The following is a 17,294-nucleotide window of genomic DNA, read 5'->3' as shown; positions in this document are numbered from 1 at the left end:
AAATCAAATATGCACGGAAAAAACAGAATAGGATATAGCCTTTTAGAAACCGAACACGGAACTGTTAAAGCCTATAGTCCTATCACTAAAGAATCCTTGCCTGAAAAATTCGATGTAGCCGGACAAGATGAAGTTAACACGGCACTTGACCAAGCAGAAAAGGCTTTTAGTGCTTATAAATATATCAGTGCCACTAAGAAAGCTGATTTTCTTGATGCTATAGCTGATGAAATATTAGCCCTGGGCGATGAACTTATAGAAAGAGCCTGCCTGGAATCTGCTTTACCAGAAGGACGGATAAGAGGAGAAAGAGGTAGAACCATGGGGCAGCTTAAAATGTTTGCCTCATTACTAAGAGATGGCTCTTGGGTAGAAGCCAGCATAGAGCCGGCTATGCCAGATAGGGAACCTTTACCCCGTGCCGACTTGAGAAAAATGCTCAGGCCTGTAGGCCCTGTAGTAGTTTTTACTGCTAGTAACTTTCCATTAGCCTTCTCTACTGCCGGTGGCGACACCGCTTCAGCTCTGGCAGCAGGAAATCCGGTAATAGTAAAAGCGCATGAATCTCATTTAGGCACCAATGAACTAGTTTCTGATGCTATAGCCAGAGCAGCCGAGAAAACAGAAATGCCTGATGGTGTTTTCTGTAGCCTCACAGGAAAGGGGTATGAAATAGGAAAGCATTTAGTACAACATCCAAAAACCAAATCAGTAGCCTTCACAGGATCATTTAAAGGAGGAAAAGCCCTATATGACCTGGCTAATGAAAGAGAAAATCCAATCCCTGTATTTGCAGAAATGGGCAGTATCAACCCAGTATTTGTATTGCCCGACAAAGTAGCAACCGACCCAGAAAGCCTGGCCAAAGCTACTGCAGGATCTATCAACCTAGGGGTAGGACAATTTTGCACTAACCCCGGGCTTATCATAGGCATTAAGTCTGATGCACTGAACACTTACATCAGCACATTGGCCACAGAAACTGAAAGCATACAGGCTACCACCATGCTCAACAGCGGCATAGCTAAAGCCTACAAATCAGGAGCTGACCATGCTGCAGAACAAAGTGGAGTACAAGTAATCGCCAAAGGAGCGGAAGCAGAAGAAGGTCTTGAAGGGCAATCTACTGTAGCCACGGTTTCGGCTACTGATTTTCTCAAAACCCCAGAACTACAGCATGAAGTTTTCGGGCCTTTTTCGCTGATAGTAACCTGCGCTGATAGTGACGAAGTAGAAAAAATAATAGCTTCTCTATCAGGACAACTTACTGCTACCTTTTTAGCTACAGATAAAGATATAGCTGATTTTGAGACAATTATAAAAAATGCCTCTGAGTTATGTGGAAGACTAATTTTCAATAGTTTTCCTACTGGCGTGGAAGTATGCCATAGTATGCAACATGGAGGTCCGTACCCTGCTGCTACTGATTCTCGCTTTACCTCTGTAGGTACAGGAGCCATCAAAAGATTTGTAAGGCCAGTATGCTATCAGGATGCCCCTAAAAGCATTCTTCCAGAAGAGCTGCACAACGATAATCCTCTAAATATTTGGAGATTAGTCAATGGTAGTTTGAATAAGGATAAAATATAGGTTTTGATAATGAGTGATAGCTGGGTAATAAATAGTTGAAGCTGATTGATCATCTGCCAATAGTAGCTATCACTCTTTTTTTATAAATTATTGACATTAACAACCCGTTAAAATAAATGGCAGTAAGTGAATTCATCTGCATTGATGCTCACACCTGCGGCAACCCGGTAAGGGTGGTAAAAACAGGTGGGCCCAAGTTAGAGGGCTCTTCTATGAGCGAGAAAAGACAGCATTTTCTTAAGGAGTATGATTGGATAAGAAAGGGGCTTATGTTTGAGCCAAGAGGTCACGACATGATGTCTGGCAGCATACTCTACCCTCCTTCAGATCCTAAAAATGACTCAGGCGTATTGTTTATAGAAACCAGCGGTTGCCTGCCTATGTGTGGCCATGGCACCATAGGTACCGTAACTATAGCCATAGAGCAGGGTCTTATAATACCTAAAACACCAGGTAGGTTGCGCCTTGAAACGCCCGCAGGCTTAGTTCTGGTAGAATACCAACAGACCGGAAAAAAGGTAGATTGGGTAAGGCTTACCAATGTAAAATCTTACCTGGCTGCCAGAGACCTTACTATAGAAACTCCTGAGCTGGGCATACTCACTTTTGATGTAGCCTATGGTGGTAATTTTTATGCTATTGTAGATGAACAGGTGAATTTTTTAGGAGTCCATAATTATGCAGCAGCAGAACTTATACGCTGGAGCTTGATGATCAGGAAAATGATCAATGAAAAATACACTTTTGTGCACCCTGAAAACGAAACCATAAGAGGCTTATCTCACATGCTCTGGACGGGTGCCCCAATAGATGCTAAAAGCACTGCTCGTAATGCTGTGTTTTACGGAGACAAAGCTATTGACAGATCACCTTGTGGTACAGGCACCTCTGCCCGTATGGCTCAATGGTATGCTAAAGGCCTCTTAAAGAAAGGTGAACAATTTATACATGAAAGCTACATAGGCTCTCAGTTCATTGGAAGAATAGAAGAAGAGACTGAAATAGATGGTAAGCCAGCTATAATTCCAAGCATACAGGGTTGGGCCAGAGTTACAGGCTTTAACACCATACTTATAGATGATGATGATCCATACGCCTTTGGATTTCAAGTTATTTGATAAATAAAAGATGAAAAAGAAAGTTGCCATTGTTGGGGCCGGCATGATCGGGCTCTGCAGCGCTTATTACCTGCGTAAAAAAGGTCATGATGTAATAGTAATAGATGACCACGATGGCTATGGAGGAGCTTCTGTAGGTAATGCAGGCTTCTTATGTCCCAGCCACGTGGTTCCCCTGGCCTCTCCGGGTATTATAACTCAGGGTATAAAATGGATGCTCAATGAAAAAAGCCCTTTCTACATTAAGCCCAGACTTAATAAAGAGTTGATCTCTTGGGGACTGAAATTTAAAAAGGCAGCCACTGCCGAAAAGGTAAAAATAGCAGCTCCTTTTCTTCACCAGATTACTACTGCCAGTCAAAAATTAGCAGAGCAGCTACTGCAAGATGAAAAAATTAACGCTGGTTATAATAAAAATGGGTTGCTCATGCTGTGTCAGTCAGAAAAAGAGCTTCATCATGAAAAAGAAGCCGCCGATATAGCCAGAGGCTTCGGACAAAGTGCAGAAGTGCTTACTCCTGAGGAAGTAGCTAAATTGAATCCGGGCCTCGACCTTAACATCTGTGGAGCAGTATATTTTCCTAACGATACCATGATCACTCCGCATATATTTCTGAGAGAATTTCAGAAGGTACTTAAGGCCAACGGCGTGGAGTTTATGTTCAATACCAGCATAAATTCTTTTGAGAGAGAAAAAGGGGAAATCACAGGACTTGTCACCTCTTCTACTACCATAAAAGCAGATGATTACTTGATAGCTGCCGGTAGTGCAACCTCTCCCTTATTGCGACTATTAGGCCTACGATTACCCATGGTAGGTGGTAAAGGTTATAGCTTTACTGTAAACAACCCGCCAGCTATACCCCAAGTCCCGTCTATTCTCTCCGATGGGAAAGTGTCTATGTCACCCATGATGGATGGACTTCGTTTTTCTGGCACCATGGAAATCAACGACTTGAACAGTGCCATCAACCTGAAACGAGTAGAAGGTATAGTTAACACTGCGACATCGTTTCTACCTCAATTCAAAAAGAGTCATTTTACGGATATAAAACCTTGGGCTGGTTTTAGGCCTTGTTCACCAGACGGACTCCCCTATGTGGGTAAATCAAACAAGTTTAGCAACCTCACTATAGCTGCAGGGCATGCCATGCTTGGCATTACACTAGGGCCAGTTACCGGTGATATTGTGGCTAAAATCATTAATGAAGAGCCAAACGATATGGATTTATCCTTACTGGCAGTAGACAGATATAACTAAATTATACAATCAACTAAACGGAATAATAAATGATTTATAGAGCCATCACTTTCATTATTGCCTGCTGCTTTCTTGTGGGGCAAGCTCATGCTCAGGATGACATTATCACCCTGGAAAAAATATTTTCAACAGCCGAATTTCGGTCTGATTATTCAGGACAAAAAAGATGGATAGATGAAGGTAATGGCTATACTATGCTTCAAAAAAATGAACCTGGCACTGGCCTGGATATCGTAAAGTACAACACCACCAGTGGAGAAAAGTCTGTATTGATCAGTGCTTCCTCCTTGGTGCCTTCAGGAGCCAGTGAGCCTCTTCGCATTGAGAATTATGAATGGTCTCATGACAAATCTAAATTACTTATCTACACTAACTCAAAGAGGGTATGGAGGCAAAATACAAAAGGAGATTACTGGGTTAAAGACTTGGAAACTGGTGCTCTAAACCAGCTTGGTAAAGATTTGCCTGCCTCTTCGCTAATGTTTGCCAAATTCTCACCTGATGACAGCCAAGTAGCCTATGTCAGTAAACATAACATTTACAGAGAAACTGTAGCCGATAACGAAGTAACACAGCTTACTTTTGACGGAACAGAGAAAATCATCAACGGCACTTTTGACTGGGCGTATGAAGAAGAATTTGGCTGTAGAGATGGCTTCAGATGGAGCCCTGATAGTAAAAAAATAGCCTATTGGCAGCTAGATGCCAGCCCTATCAAAGACTTTTTAATGATCAACAATACAGATTCCTTATACTCTTACACTATTCCTATCCAATACCCCAAAGTGGGCACTGATAACTCCACCTGCAAAGTAGGCGTACTCAGCATGGATTCAAAAAATACCACCTGGCTGAAAGTTGGTGAAGATGAAAGCAATCATTATATACCACGCATGTACTGGGCAGACAACTCTGAAGAAATACTCCTACAGCGCTTGAATAGAAAGCAAAATGTTAATACGGTTATAATTTGCGATGCGGCCAGTGGGACTTCTAAAATCATATATACCGATAAAGATAATACATGGCTCAATGTGGTAGACGATCTGCTTTTTTTTAATAAAGGAAAAGACTTCACTTGGGTAAGTGAAAAAAATGGATGGAATAATGTATATAAAATCAGCAGGGATGGAAAAAATGAAGCCTTACTGACCCCTGGCAACTTTGATGTGATTAATATAGAACTCATTGATACCAAAAATGGATGGATATACTACAGAGCATCTCCTAATAACGCTACTCAAAAATATCTATACAGAAATAAAATTTCTTCTAACAAAAAACTCGAACGATTAACCCCAGAAAACCAGCCAGGAACTCATAGTTATGACATTAGTCCGAATGGCAAATGGGCGTTTCACACTTACTCTAAAGCGGGAATACCTCCGATAACAGAGCTGGTATCACTACCTGAGCATAAGCAGGTACGCGTGATAGTAGAAAACAAAGAGTTAAAAGATAAGCTGGCCAAGCTCAAGATTTCAAAACAACAATTTTTCACTATAGAAAAAGAAGGTATCTCTTTTGATTATTATATGATCACGCCTCCAAATTTTGATAAAAGCAAAAAGTACCCTGTTCTATTTAATGTTTACGGAGAGCCAGCAGGCCAAACGGTATTAGATACCTGGGGCGGCAGAAACTACCTTTATCATCAAATGCTAGCCCAACAGGGTTATATTATCATGAGCATCGACAACCGAGGTACTCCTGCTCCAAAAGGTAGAGAATGGAGAAAGAGCATTTATGCTAAGCTCGGTGTAATTTCCTCTCAAGATCAGGCCGACGTTACGAAATTGCTGATAGATAAATACGCTTTTATTGACAAAGATCGTATAGGTATTTGGGGCTGGAGCGGCGGCGGCTCTATGACGCTCAATGCACTTTTCCGTTACCCGAAAATTTATACCACAGGCATCAGCGTAGCACCGGTAGCTGATATTCATCTTTATGACAATATTTATCAGGAAAGATATTGTGGATTATTAACCGAAAAAGCAGAAGAGTATATCCAAAGTTCTCCTGTTAACTTCGCTAAAAATCTTGAAGGAAAGCTGTTACTGGTTCACGGCACTGGAGATGACAATGTTCATTACCAAAATTCAGAAGTTCTTATTAATGAACTCATTAAGCAAAACAAAGTATTTTCATTTATGTCATACCCCAACCGCTCTCATGGCATTTATGAAGGCTACAATACTTCCAGACATCTCTATGAAACCATGTTTAGTTTCATAAAGAACAACCTCTAAAAGATGCCAGAATATGACTACTGAATGAGTAGTCATATTCTTTATACCCTTCTCTTATCCCTGCGTCGTTCAGAAATGAAGTCATATTACTTATGATGATTAAGAAAAAGATACGACGATACATTGGGTCGAAGATAGCACGTCTATTGCTTCGCTACGCGCGCTAGTGCAATTCTAAAAGCTAAGAGTGATTCTAAAAGCTTTTGCCACTTAACCCATGAAAGCTTGGCTAGCACATTAGCAGCTTTTAAGCGTCCATCCACCACATGAATAAATCTTTCTTTAAATACCATCAATTCCTGAAATTTTGAAATAATCTCTGAAAAAATTGACATAACAAAATCATCTTTTTAACTTATAAAAGATTACTTGTTCAACCCAAAACCCAAGAAATCATTTGAAATACCTAATTTCAAAATCTTTAATTACCTAAAACCAACATTATGATAAACTCATTAAAAAACTTTGCAAAAAGTTCATTTGCAATATTTTCCATCTTATTACTATCAACAAGTTGTAACGACAGTGACCAATCTGTAACATCAGATTCGGTAAAAGATTATAGCGGAGAAGAAATTTTCAGTGCTATATTTTTCATGGAAGGAGAACTGGCAAACTCCATAGATGTGCTCAAACCTGGAGCAGATCAGCTACAAGCAGCTACTCAGGATAAAGACGTAGAAGTAGATTATCAATATTTCAAAACTGAAATCATGGGTACTATACACGAATTAGAACCTCAGTTTTTCAATAAATTTGCTGAGAGCATGAAGTCAGATAACCTGTATGAAGTAGAGTTAGGGCTTAACAATGCTAGAAAAATGTTTAAGGCTGCAGGTTTGGCTTCTGAGTATGGAGACTATTTCAAAATTATGGAAGAGATAGACTCTAAAAAAGTAAATCTAAATGATGCTCGTTTAAAAAGCCTAAACTTTAACGATGCTGATGATGTAGAAAAGCTGGCTCAAATATTCAAAGAAGACTATGATATTGATTTTGCTAATTTTGACTCTACCGTAGGCAGAGGACAGTGTGTATTTGCCTTTGGCGCCTTAGCGGTAACAGCTGTAGTTGCTGGTAATGTGGCTGTAGTAGTAAATGCCGTATATGCTGGTAACGTGAACTGGTCAGTAAATTGGAAAATACCTATTTCTCCTGCAGATGATTTCAATGATGCCCTAGTGGCTCAGTTATCAGAAAAAGTCTGAGCTGATTGATTTGGGTTAAGCAATGAATCATATATTGTGGTTTGGAATTATGTCTGTCGGCATTAATTCCTTTCCACTTTTTTCAAACTTAAAAAATCAATCATCATGAAACCTATTCCTAAACCTACCTCCTACCCCTTTATAAAATTCTTTTATCATTTAGCCAATGTCACTATACTATGAAGAAAAATATCTCGATTATTCTGATATGGAGCTTCTGGATATTTATGGCATTAATGCTCACCCGAATATATAATACACCAGACTACAAGCTACCCTATCCCGTTAAAAAGCTTTCAATGTCCATGTTTCCTCAAGGTTGGGGCTTCTTCACCAGAAACCCACAAGAAGGAATTACAGAAGCCTACGCTATAGAAAATAATACACTTAAAAACATCACCATAAAAAATGCGTCTGCCAAAAATCTATTTGGTTTCTCCAGAAACGCCCGTTTTGTAAGTATAGATGTAGCTATTTTGCTTGAATACCTACCTGAAGATAAATGGACTTCCGGCAAGGGAGATTTTAAAGATCACCTACCTAAAGAAACTGTAAAAATTGAGGTGGATCGGTCTATCCAACATTTTCCTGATGGTGAATACCTTATTTATCGCTATGAGCCCATTTCATTTTTGTGGGCAGGCAAAAATCAGGAGCATTACAGGCCCTATAAAGTTATGCGTATAGCACTTAAATATACTAAACCTCACTCTTCATGAATACCTACGCAAAAAACGTTCATACCAATATCTACGGATTGGCCAGAGCTCTCATGGCCTTAAGCCTACTGATCACCTTTTTGTTTTCAGACAACGGCAGAAGCTTTCCCAATGAACTATTCTCGCCGTCTCACGATACCCTCTCATGGAACTTCTTCGCTATCATGGGGCATAATAACCTTACTCTGTCAGTGGTTATTGCCTGCGTTATATTATTATGGGTTATTTCCGGATATTTACCACAGCTCAGCTGCTTTCTACACGCCTGGATAGCCATCAGCTACTTCAACGTGGCCCTGGTCATTGAAGGCGGAGATCAGATAGCTCAGATTTTAAGCATATTCATCATTCCTATTGCCATTACCGATCCAAGGCTCAATCACTGGTATGCACCAGACCAAACATTTTTCAAAAGGCCTGGCTTCTTTCTGCGCTACTTTGCTTACTCCAGCGCTCTGATTATACAATTGCAAATGAGCTTGCTGTACTTCTTTGCTTTTGTAGACAAGTTTGGTGTAGACGAATGGAGAAATGGAACTGCCTTTTATTATTGGTTTAATCATACGCCATTTGGAGCTGATGACTGGCTTAAAAGCCTCTTCGGTTGGGTCGTAGCCGATCCGTTTTTAGGTAGAGTATTAGACTGGGGCGTATTGGCATTAGAAGCAGCACTGTTTGCAGCCATTTTTATGGAGCAAAAAAAGAAAAAGCGAATGCTGTATGCGGCCATAATCTTTCACTTTGCCATCATTCTGGTACATGGACTAGGCTCTTTCTTCTTCGCCATGGCGGCAGGGCTCATTCTATACCTCCACCCTATTGATCATGAGTATTCTTGGTCTGCCATTGTTGACTCCATTAAAGGCCTTAGAGCAAAAAGACCAACATTGCTTATGACCAATAAGCTATCCCGACTACTCAGCAGGAGTAATCAGTGAGTTAAAAGTAGATACCAACAACGAAGTGAAGAGCAGGGATCTCACTGATCAGATAATGCTAACGGAACAGTGAGATTCCTGATATCATTCCGCCATGCTGCATGATTCAGGAATGACGTCATATTCTATCTGGTGATTACGAGGAAGGTATGACGAAGTAATCTCGGGACTATGGAATACAGGCTACGATGGACTGTAGAATCAGCTTCTAGATTGCTTCATTCCGCTTCGCTGTATTTGCAATAACCAGTATAATTATACATAACACAATCATTATCGTCATCCCGGCCGTAACGGAGTGAAGAGCCGGGATCTCGCTGATCAGATAGTGCTAACAGAAAAGTGAGATTCCTGATATCATTCCGCTATGCTGCATGATTCAGGAATGACGTCTTACCCTATCTGGTGATTGCGAGGAAGGTATGACGAAGTAATCTCGGGACTATGGAATACAGGCTACGATGGACTGTAGAATTAAGTTAGAGATTGCTTCATTCCACTTCGCTGTATTTGCAATAACCAGTTGTTGGAAGAATAAATCAACATCAAACCGTCATCCCGGCCGTAACGGAGTGAAGAGCAGGGATCTCACTGATCAGTACTACTGAATGAGCAGTGAAGCGGTTTTAATACCGTGCCGGAGACACTCGTAATCATTGGAAAGTTCATAGTTGCAGACTACATACAACTAGATTACTGAAAACAAAATAGGCACAAGTGGACACTTGCGCCAGTTTGGGTCTCAAATACATATAAACTAAACCAATAAGTATTGATAGTATAGCAAAGGACAAAATCCCTTTTCTTACAATATTTTCAAACATCTTTCTCCTATCTATCAGTTCTTTAGCTAATGATTTATACTCCACATTTATAAAATACCTTGGATTGATTAATGGAGGATACGACTGTTGCGCTTTCGAAGAAAATTCAAAATTTCTTAAATCACTTATTTTATATTTGCTTATTTGTTCATGTTTCATCCTTGAAAATTTACCATTCAGAAACAGAACTTTTTGAGTACATATATTTCTAGTATATGTGTAATTACCATAGCAACCAAATATTATCAGCAAATGCAATACAGTAACCCCTGTAAATAAAAGTTGAAAATCCATTTAATTATTTAACCTATATGTCATCTGAGCATTTAAACTACCTGAAACTCCGAAAGATAAACCTGTTCCGGTATTCAAGCTCCGGGATGCATCCTCTTGTAACCCAACTTTCAAAACTCCTCCACCATGAACATTATCATGAGAATATTTCGCTTCTACAAATGGAGCCCCAATTCCAACATGAGTATTAACTTTTGTCATAAAAGCAGTCTTTTGATTATAAATATAATCTACACTGTATTTTAAATCTCCTCCTCCCTCATAACTAGCGCCTTGACTAAATTTTACTATTCCATTTTGACCTGCATAATGAAGTCCCAATGTAGATTGACTAAATCCCTTTCCATATTCCCATGCAAGTTTAGGACTCCATTCCAATAATGTTACAGAACCAGCATTGAGTGTATACCCAGCGAAAATATTATCATTAAGTAATTGCATCCCCATAGTAATTTTAAAATTTCCACCCACCTCAAATCCTTGACCCTTAAAATGCTCAGGATCAAAATCAAAAACAATATTACCCTCATAAAAGGTATTCATTCTTTGTAAGTAACCCCCATTTCCATCCGGCACCCAACTAGAGAACATTACCCCATACTCATCACCTATAGGAACTACTTTACTACCAGGATGAAATAAACTCCTCCACCACGCACCAAATTTAGAATATGCCCCATCAGGATCTATCCCGTTGATCGCGTTATTCCCCATCCCTACGTAAGGGCTAGCGTACTGTCCAGCCGGATCAGTAGCCATCCACCTACCAATAACAGGATCATACATCCTGAGCTCAAAACTATTCCACTCCGTCTCTTCATCTTCTTCTGCAAAATTACCCTGGTAGCCGTATCTAAATTCCTCGCGAGTAATATCTCTTTCTTCCATGGTTAAACCAAAGGGATAGAAATCTGAACCGGCAACTACGTTACCAAGGGTTGGGTTTACTTTAAGGTCATCAAAATAAACATCCATATCTTGCTGGTCTTCGTTAGAGATGTAAATATAGATAAATCCAGATGCTCTCAAATAGCTAACTTGTAATCTTTCTGTACCGTAGTGATGGGCCATGGAATGCAAACCGCGGGTATTTAAAAGCTAACGGGTGTTTGAAAAGTCTAAGCCAAACTAATAAATAGCCCCTCCCTTTCTACAAATTGACAGTTTCTTTAACATTAAAGAAAAAGTGTTAATAAAAACCACTCTCGGAATCTCAGCCGTAAAGAGTTCGAGAATCGAGGTATTATCTAATTGTCCCTAAATAATTCAGTAAATGAAAACGATTTTTGATCATTGTTAGAAAGAATATCAAAATAAGCTTGGCTAATTCTATTCATTGCCAGACACATCCAAAATACCCAAAGAATACTGTGCCTCCACCTTGGCTTTTCTGTTTTTACTGATAAGCTCCACCCATTTAATTTTGGCATTGATGTAGCTCATTTCTCTATAGTTTACTAAAAATAATGAGCTCTCTCCTGCCTGGTATTTTCTCCTTTCTCCTGTCAGCAGTTGGTTATAGTTCTCTACGGTTTGCTCGTAGGTATTGGCCTGGTCAAAGGTGTTGTCCCAAGTATTTAGTGCTGCACTAGCCTTGTATACAAGCTGCGCATTTTGCTGGGTGAAGGAAAGCTGAGCTTCTTTAATCTTTAAATCAGCCAGTTGTAATGCTCCTCTTTCTTTTCTCAAAAAAATAGGAAAACTGAATTCAAGTCCCCATTTATAATTGTTCATGCTGTAACCTCCGGTGGGGTCAGATCCTACCGCCTTATTTAAGGCATTGTAGCTCAAATTAAGCTCTGGCTTAAGGCTTTCTCGTTTGAGCCTTTGTTGTATCCCTAAATCAGCAATCTTGTATTCATACAATTGTAATTTTGGATGAGCAACTACCATATCATTTAATTGATCTCTATAGTTAAGGTCCACATCTACTGCTTTTATTTCGGATAAATCAGAAGGTATAGTGTAGTTATCTACTTCTAAAGGCACTACCCCTTCAGCCCATAGGTAAATTGAAAGCAAGGCTGTGGAATTAACAAAATCAAGACGGGCTTGCTGTAATGAGATCTGCCTATTCTGAACTTGTATAGAGGCTTCTAAAGTATCTATAGCGGGCTTATCTCCAAACTTTACACTTTGCTTCACCGCATTCAACCTCTCCGTAGCCAGCTTCAAACCTTCTTCATATACTTTTAGATTATGGTAAAATTTAAACCACTCCCAATAAGCTTTTCCTGCTTCATATTGTAAGTCATTGAGCATGACTCTTCTTTCAGCCTCAGAGCTTTGCTGGTAAATCTGCGCTTGCCTTAGCTCCGCCCTCCTACTGTCTATAAAAAGTCCTTTCCCTACTGGTACAGAAACTCCGGCATACCATAATCCTGCTCCAGAAGTACTATTTTCAGGGTTAAGATAATAACCGTTGTTCTCTTCATAGCCAGCCTTAGCCTCAATACCAAACCAGGTAGGCACCTTAAGTCCTACATTATTTTTACTATAATAGGTGTAATCCTTAAAGTACTTTTCAGAGACGTCAGCCATAGCCTTTGGGTCAAAGCCTCCTCGAGCCTGGCGCACTGTTGCCTCTCCTTTTTGTGGCTGTAAATTGGCTTGAATAGCTATCGGATGGTTCGTTTTAACAATATCCAAAAAATCGTCAAGCGTAAGTATCGCTGAATCTATGCCTTGCTGCTGTCCCTGAACCGTGGTAACTAATAATACCATCAGCCCAAAAGACGCACATACAACTTTCTTAACTATGCTCATTAGCAAATGCCTATATATAAATGACTCTATTCTATTTTTTCGACTTATCACTTGTCCCTGCTCCTGACTGGTTTGCCTTATAATAATCTGGCGGAAAGCCATTGATCTGTCGCCACAGTTCATACCAAATAGGCACATCTTTTAACAGGACCATATTTCTGGTTCCTGCTCCCACCCTTATGGCATCAGGCCAATCATGATCTTCAGGATCTGGTTCTACCAACACTCTGTATTTTCCATTTGGGCTGATGAAATTATCAATGGCGTACACCTTACCTCCGTAAGTACCATAACTGGTATTAGGCCATCCGGAGAAAACCACTGCAGGCCAGCCATCGAACTGAATACGAACTGGTTGCCCTTTTTCCAGCAACGGCAAATCAATAGGTCTAACATACATTTCCACTGCCAGTGTATAGTCTGAAGGCATAATACTTACGATACTGGCCCCCTCCTTAATAGTCTCTCCCAAACCTGTTTGTATTGCTTGGGTTACGTAGCCATTTTGAGGAGCAGTAATATAATACAAGCCCGTTCTTACAGAGTAGTTCATATACTGATTCTGCAATTTTGAAACTGTAGTCTCGGCATCATACATGCTGGACATGGCTGAGTATTTATCCGATTCGGCTTTTGCTATGCTTTCTTTATACTTAGTCCTTATTGATGTCAGCTCTACTTTAGCGTTAATCACGTCATTTTTACTAGAAAGCAATTTATTCTCATAAGAGATCATGTCAGCCTGAGCCTTTTGCAAGGTCAGTTTTCTCTTTTCAAGATCGGTTAAAGATTTTAATCCGTCATTATAAAGTTGCTCCTGTCTTGCGTACTGCTCCTTAGCAATATTGTAATTAGTAATCGAAGCCTCATACCCTATACTGTCACTTTGCACCTTAAGATGAGCCTGCTTTAACTTATTTCTAGCCTGCTCCATTTTCAAATCACTAGTAGTAGCCAAAGCATCTATCTGGTTATCCAATGCTTTAACCTTTTCCATATATGATTTCACAGACATTTCCTTGGCCTTAAGCTGTTCTTGAGTTCTGGAGAGTAGTTGAGGGTCAAAATAGTCATCCTTGATTTCTGATATGTAAAGAATAGTATCTCCTTTCTCCACAAAATCACCTTCCTGCACATACCACTTTTCTATTCTACCTGCTATTATTGAGTGAATGGTCTGCGGTCTTTGATCTGGCCTTAGTGCAGTAACATTACCTCCTGAGTTAATATTCTGTGTCCATGGAAGGAACATGATGATTACTACAGCGATCAATGTGTAGCTAATTATCCTTAAAAACACTCTACCAGAAACCTTATTCTCTACCAGATTAAGAGCACTATATTTAGTCTGGTCAATTTTACCTCTTATACTGTTAATTGAAATATTAAGCATGGCCGTTGTTTTTCAAATTTAAAAATGATTTCAACTCAGAGTAACTTCCACTTTTACTCACCTGACCATCATTCATTACTATTACCTTATCAGACTTACTTGCAAAATAATATTCGGAAGAAATAGCCACCAGAGTCCAAGGATGACTTTTATCAATCAGAAAATCTATTACTCTTCTGTAATCCACCTCATCGAGATGCATATAAAGATCTTCCAAAATCAATAATCTAGGCTTACCTACAATACTTCTGGCCAGCAATAGTTTTTGAGCGATACTTCCTGGCAATTTATTCCCTTGAGCATCCAGCTCAGTATCATACCCCTTAGATAGACTCTTTACAAATTCTTCCAAGTGCAAACTCTTTATAGCCCATTTAACCTCATCAAAAGTAACATTACTTCTGCCCATGGTAATATTTTCCATCACAGTACCTTCAAATAACTCCTCTTGTGACAAATAATCACCAAAAACAGAACGTAAAGAGCTTATATTCACATTTCCTAAAGGCAACCCTTGATAAGCTATTGTGCCCTTTTGCACCTCATAGAGTCCGGCAATTACGTATAACAAAGTTCTTTTTCCAGAATTGTTATTTCCACTTATTACTACCCTTTCCCCGGGAGCAACGCTAAAACTAACATCTTTTAATACCGGATTTCTCTGATCAGGGTAAGAAAAAGTAACATGATCCAGATCTAATGACAAGCCACCGCCATTGGTCTCTTTTGTAAAATCTACACCCTCGGTTTCTTCCAACTCCATATCTGTAACCTGCGCTATTTTCTCTAGTGAGGTCAGTACATCATAAATAGTCTCCAGACTTCTGATCAGTTTTTCTACAGCAACCATTACAGTAAGAATAATGATCTCTGCCGCTATAAACTGACCAATATTCATCTGTTGCTCCATTACTAAAACACCTCCAATAGCCAATAAACCAGTAGCTACCAGCACTTTAAAAACTACCATTAATGAATACTGCTGTACCAATATCTTAAAATGACTCTCGCGCGCTTGTAAATAATTATTTACATCAGTATCTACCCTTTCTAGCGGCAAATCAGTATTGCCTACTAGTTTAAATGTGGTGTTAGTTCTGGCCAGCTCTTCTAACCAATAAGCAACCTTGTACTTATATTTAGATTCTTTCAAGCTCGTGGTCATACCTTTCTGCCCTGTAAAGCGTATGATAACCACTACCATAAGCACCAGAATAACACTAAACAGGATGAAAAAAGAATGATACAAGGACAATAACAAGAGACCAAAAACTACATTTAACAGTGCAACTGAAAAGTCTATTAATATTTTTGAAAGCCCTTTTTGAACGGATATAATATCAAAAAATCGGTTCATTAGCTCAGGAGCATAGTGCTTATATAGGCTTTCCATCTTTGTCCTGGGCATCCTATAAGCAAATTCGAAGGCTGCTCTAGCAAATATTTTCTGCTGCAGGTTCTCTGTTATCCTAAGTTGATAGATCTGAAGAACACCAGAAATAGCAACCCCCAGCACCACCAAAAACACTAGGACTACCCAAGAAGTACTCATCTGACCTCCCTGGATAAAGTTAACAATAGCCTGAATTCCTAAGGGAAGAGACAAGCTGACTAGTCCATTAAATATAGAATAAAGATAAACGTTCCTAATCTCTTTTCTATCAGGTTTTAGTAACCTCCAAAACCGCTGAGTAGGTGTAAGTTTTGATGTATTTTCTTTCATAAATTAATTTTCAATGCTCCAAAGACCAAATCTTTATAAAACTGAGTAACAGCGTCTCCTTTAGTTACCGAATCTGTAAGACGGGGCATATGCTCGGCAAAATAGCGCTGATGATGTCCTCCTTCTATCACTGTGGATACCAGCATGTGAGGAAATTGATAATGAGGATCTATCTCCAATATAATATTACTAACTCTATCCACCAGGTTCTTTAAACTAACAAATACACCATCTTTATTCTCTTTATCTACATCTTTAGTGTAATAAGCTTTAGCTGATTCATTAATCACTATCTGATACAACTTTCGTTCATCAATATGCGATATATTTTTGTCTTCTTTCACCTCTTCTGTTAGGGCTTGAAGCGCAAGTTCTAACTTCTTTAAAGGAGATGAAATATTAGCCAGGAGAAATACCAGTCTGTACTCCATCCAAGCCCAGTGCCAAGATGTTAGGTATAGAAGTAGCTTATGTTTACTTTCAAAATATCTGTAAATTGATGCCTCGGTAGAACCAATCTTTAATGCGAGCTTTTTAAAAGTAAATCCTTCAAAGCCTAAATTATTGATCAAATCTATACTTCCAGATATAATTTTCCGCCCTAAAGTACTAGACAATGGATCTTTCAAATAAGTACTAGAATTGGCCTGAATTTCAATTAATAGGTTTTTCACATTTTACGATAGTAATACTATTACAATAGTAAGTAAAACAATCGAATTTTAAAAATATTGTACTAAACTAAAGAAGATAGTACCAACCTCACTCTATTCACACTTGAAATCAAAAGTAACTGCTCTCTTAATCTTGTATTAGCGAGGTATATTAACCATTACAATAAGTAGCTGCCTTCATACAATCTGCAGTAGATTGATAGAAGTTGAATTCTGATGCAAACATTGATACCACAGGGAAATTGCTCATTTTAAAACTTATTGTATATTGGAATCTTCTGTAACCGCATAATCGGGAAAGCAATAATATTTACTGATGTCAATTTTTGAAATGTAAATTGTAATATTAGAAAGGGTATGGCAATTAAACCTCTCATTTCAAACAGGCATAGAGTATACATAAACGGATCAATTCTCAAGCTCTGCATTTCAATAACTATCATCTTTCTGAGTATGTATACATGTTAAAATACCAAATAATCACACTTTACTTATTTCATTATATAATATAGTTCATAAAGCAATAAAGCGTTA

At 39.0% G+C, this 17,294-nt stretch carries 13 protein-coding genes; 7 read left to right on the top strand and 6 right to left on the bottom strand.

Annotated features, from left to right (window positions below; all coding sequences use genetic code 11):
* Positions 1-9: 9 nt before the first annotated feature.
* The 4 genes from JL102_RS07165 (at position 10) to JL102_RS07150 (ending at position 6,221) form a co-directional block, all read left to right on the top strand.
* Positions 10-1,590 (top strand): aldehyde dehydrogenase (NADP(+)), encoded by a 1,581-nt coding sequence (locus tag JL102_RS07165; RefSeq protein ID WP_202243579.1) that lies wholly within the window; start codon positions 10-12, stop codon positions 1,588-1,590.
* Positions 1,591-1,706: 116 nt separating this feature from the next.
* The gene (locus JL102_RS07160; RefSeq protein WP_202243578.1) at positions 1,707-2,708 is read left to right on the top strand and encodes a 4-hydroxyproline epimerase; all 1,002 of its coding nucleotides are present in this window, start codon (positions 1,707-1,709) and stop codon (positions 2,706-2,708) included.
* 10 nt (positions 2,709-2,718) lie between these two features.
* Entirely contained in the window at positions 2,719-3,969 is a 1,251-nt protein-coding gene (locus JL102_RS07155; RefSeq protein ID WP_202243577.1) for an NAD(P)/FAD-dependent oxidoreductase, read from the top strand.
* Between the two features lie 29 nt (positions 3,970-3,998).
* Positions 3,999-6,221, top strand: coding sequence for a S9 family peptidase (locus JL102_RS07150; protein ID WP_202243576.1), 2,223 nt, complete (start codon positions 3,999-4,001; stop codon positions 6,219-6,221).
* A 143-nt stretch (positions 6,222-6,364) separates the two neighbouring features.
* Here the strand turns inward: JL102_RS07150 and JL102_RS07145 are convergent, their stop codons facing one another.
* Entirely contained in the window at positions 6,365-6,556 is a 192-nt protein-coding gene (locus JL102_RS07145; protein ID WP_202243575.1) for a hypothetical protein, read from the bottom strand.
* A gap of 108 nt (positions 6,557-6,664) precedes the next feature.
* On the opposite strand from JL102_RS07145, the gene JL102_RS07140 reads away from it, so the two are divergent.
* From JL102_RS07140 to JL102_RS07130, 3 genes are all read left to right on the top strand, one after another.
* On the top strand, positions 6,665-7,429 hold the full coding sequence (locus tag JL102_RS07140; RefSeq protein ID WP_202243574.1) for a hypothetical protein: 765 nt from the start codon (positions 6,665-6,667) through the stop codon (positions 7,427-7,429).
* 179 nt (positions 7,430-7,608) lie between these two features.
* Entirely contained in the window at positions 7,609-8,148 is a 540-nt protein-coding gene (locus JL102_RS07135; protein ID WP_202243573.1) for an SdpA family antimicrobial peptide system protein, read from the top strand.
* Positions 8,145-9,086 (top strand): hypothetical protein, encoded by a 942-nt coding sequence (locus JL102_RS07130; protein ID WP_202243572.1) that lies wholly within the window; start codon positions 8,145-8,147, stop codon positions 9,084-9,086. The genes JL102_RS07135 and JL102_RS07130 overlap by 4 nt, the downstream gene beginning before the upstream one ends.
* Before the next feature lie 1,118 nt (positions 9,087-10,204).
* Here the strand turns inward: JL102_RS07130 and JL102_RS07125 are convergent.
* The 5 genes from JL102_RS07125 to JL102_RS07105 all read right to left on the bottom strand — a co-directional run bounded on the left by JL102_RS07125 (position 10,205) and on the right by JL102_RS07105 (position 16,760).
* Complete coding sequence (locus tag JL102_RS07125; RefSeq protein ID WP_202243571.1) at positions 10,205-11,275, bottom strand: RHS repeat domain-containing protein; 1,071 nt, start codon at positions 11,273-11,275, stop codon at positions 10,205-10,207.
* A 258-nt stretch (positions 11,276-11,533) separates the two neighbouring features.
* On the bottom strand, positions 11,534-12,970 hold the full coding sequence (locus tag JL102_RS07120) for a TolC family protein (protein ID WP_202243570.1): 1,437 nt from the start codon (positions 12,968-12,970) through the stop codon (positions 11,534-11,536).
* Between the two features lie 31 nt (positions 12,971-13,001).
* Entirely contained in the window at positions 13,002-14,363 is a 1,362-nt protein-coding gene (locus JL102_RS07115; RefSeq protein WP_202243569.1) for an HlyD family secretion protein, read from the bottom strand.
* Positions 14,356-16,086: a peptidase domain-containing ABC transporter gene (locus JL102_RS07110; RefSeq protein ID WP_202243568.1), complete on the bottom strand. Its 1,731-nt coding sequence runs from the start codon at positions 16,084-16,086 to the stop codon at positions 14,356-14,358. The genes JL102_RS07115 and JL102_RS07110 overlap by 8 nt, the downstream gene beginning before the upstream one ends.
* Complete coding sequence (locus JL102_RS07105) at positions 16,083-16,760, bottom strand: TetR/AcrR family transcriptional regulator (protein WP_202243567.1); 678 nt, start codon at positions 16,758-16,760, stop codon at positions 16,083-16,085. The genes JL102_RS07110 and JL102_RS07105 overlap by 4 nt, the downstream gene beginning before the upstream one ends.
* Between the last annotated feature and the right edge of the window lie 534 nt (positions 16,761-17,294).

Source organism: Fulvivirga sediminis (assembly GCF_016757215.1).
In the GTDB taxonomy this organism is placed as follows: domain Bacteria; phylum Bacteroidota; class Bacteroidia; order Cytophagales; family Cyclobacteriaceae; genus Fulvivirga; species Fulvivirga sediminis.
The sequence above is the reverse complement of the archived record's forward strand: the minus strand, read 5'-3'. Positions and strand labels throughout refer to the sequence as shown.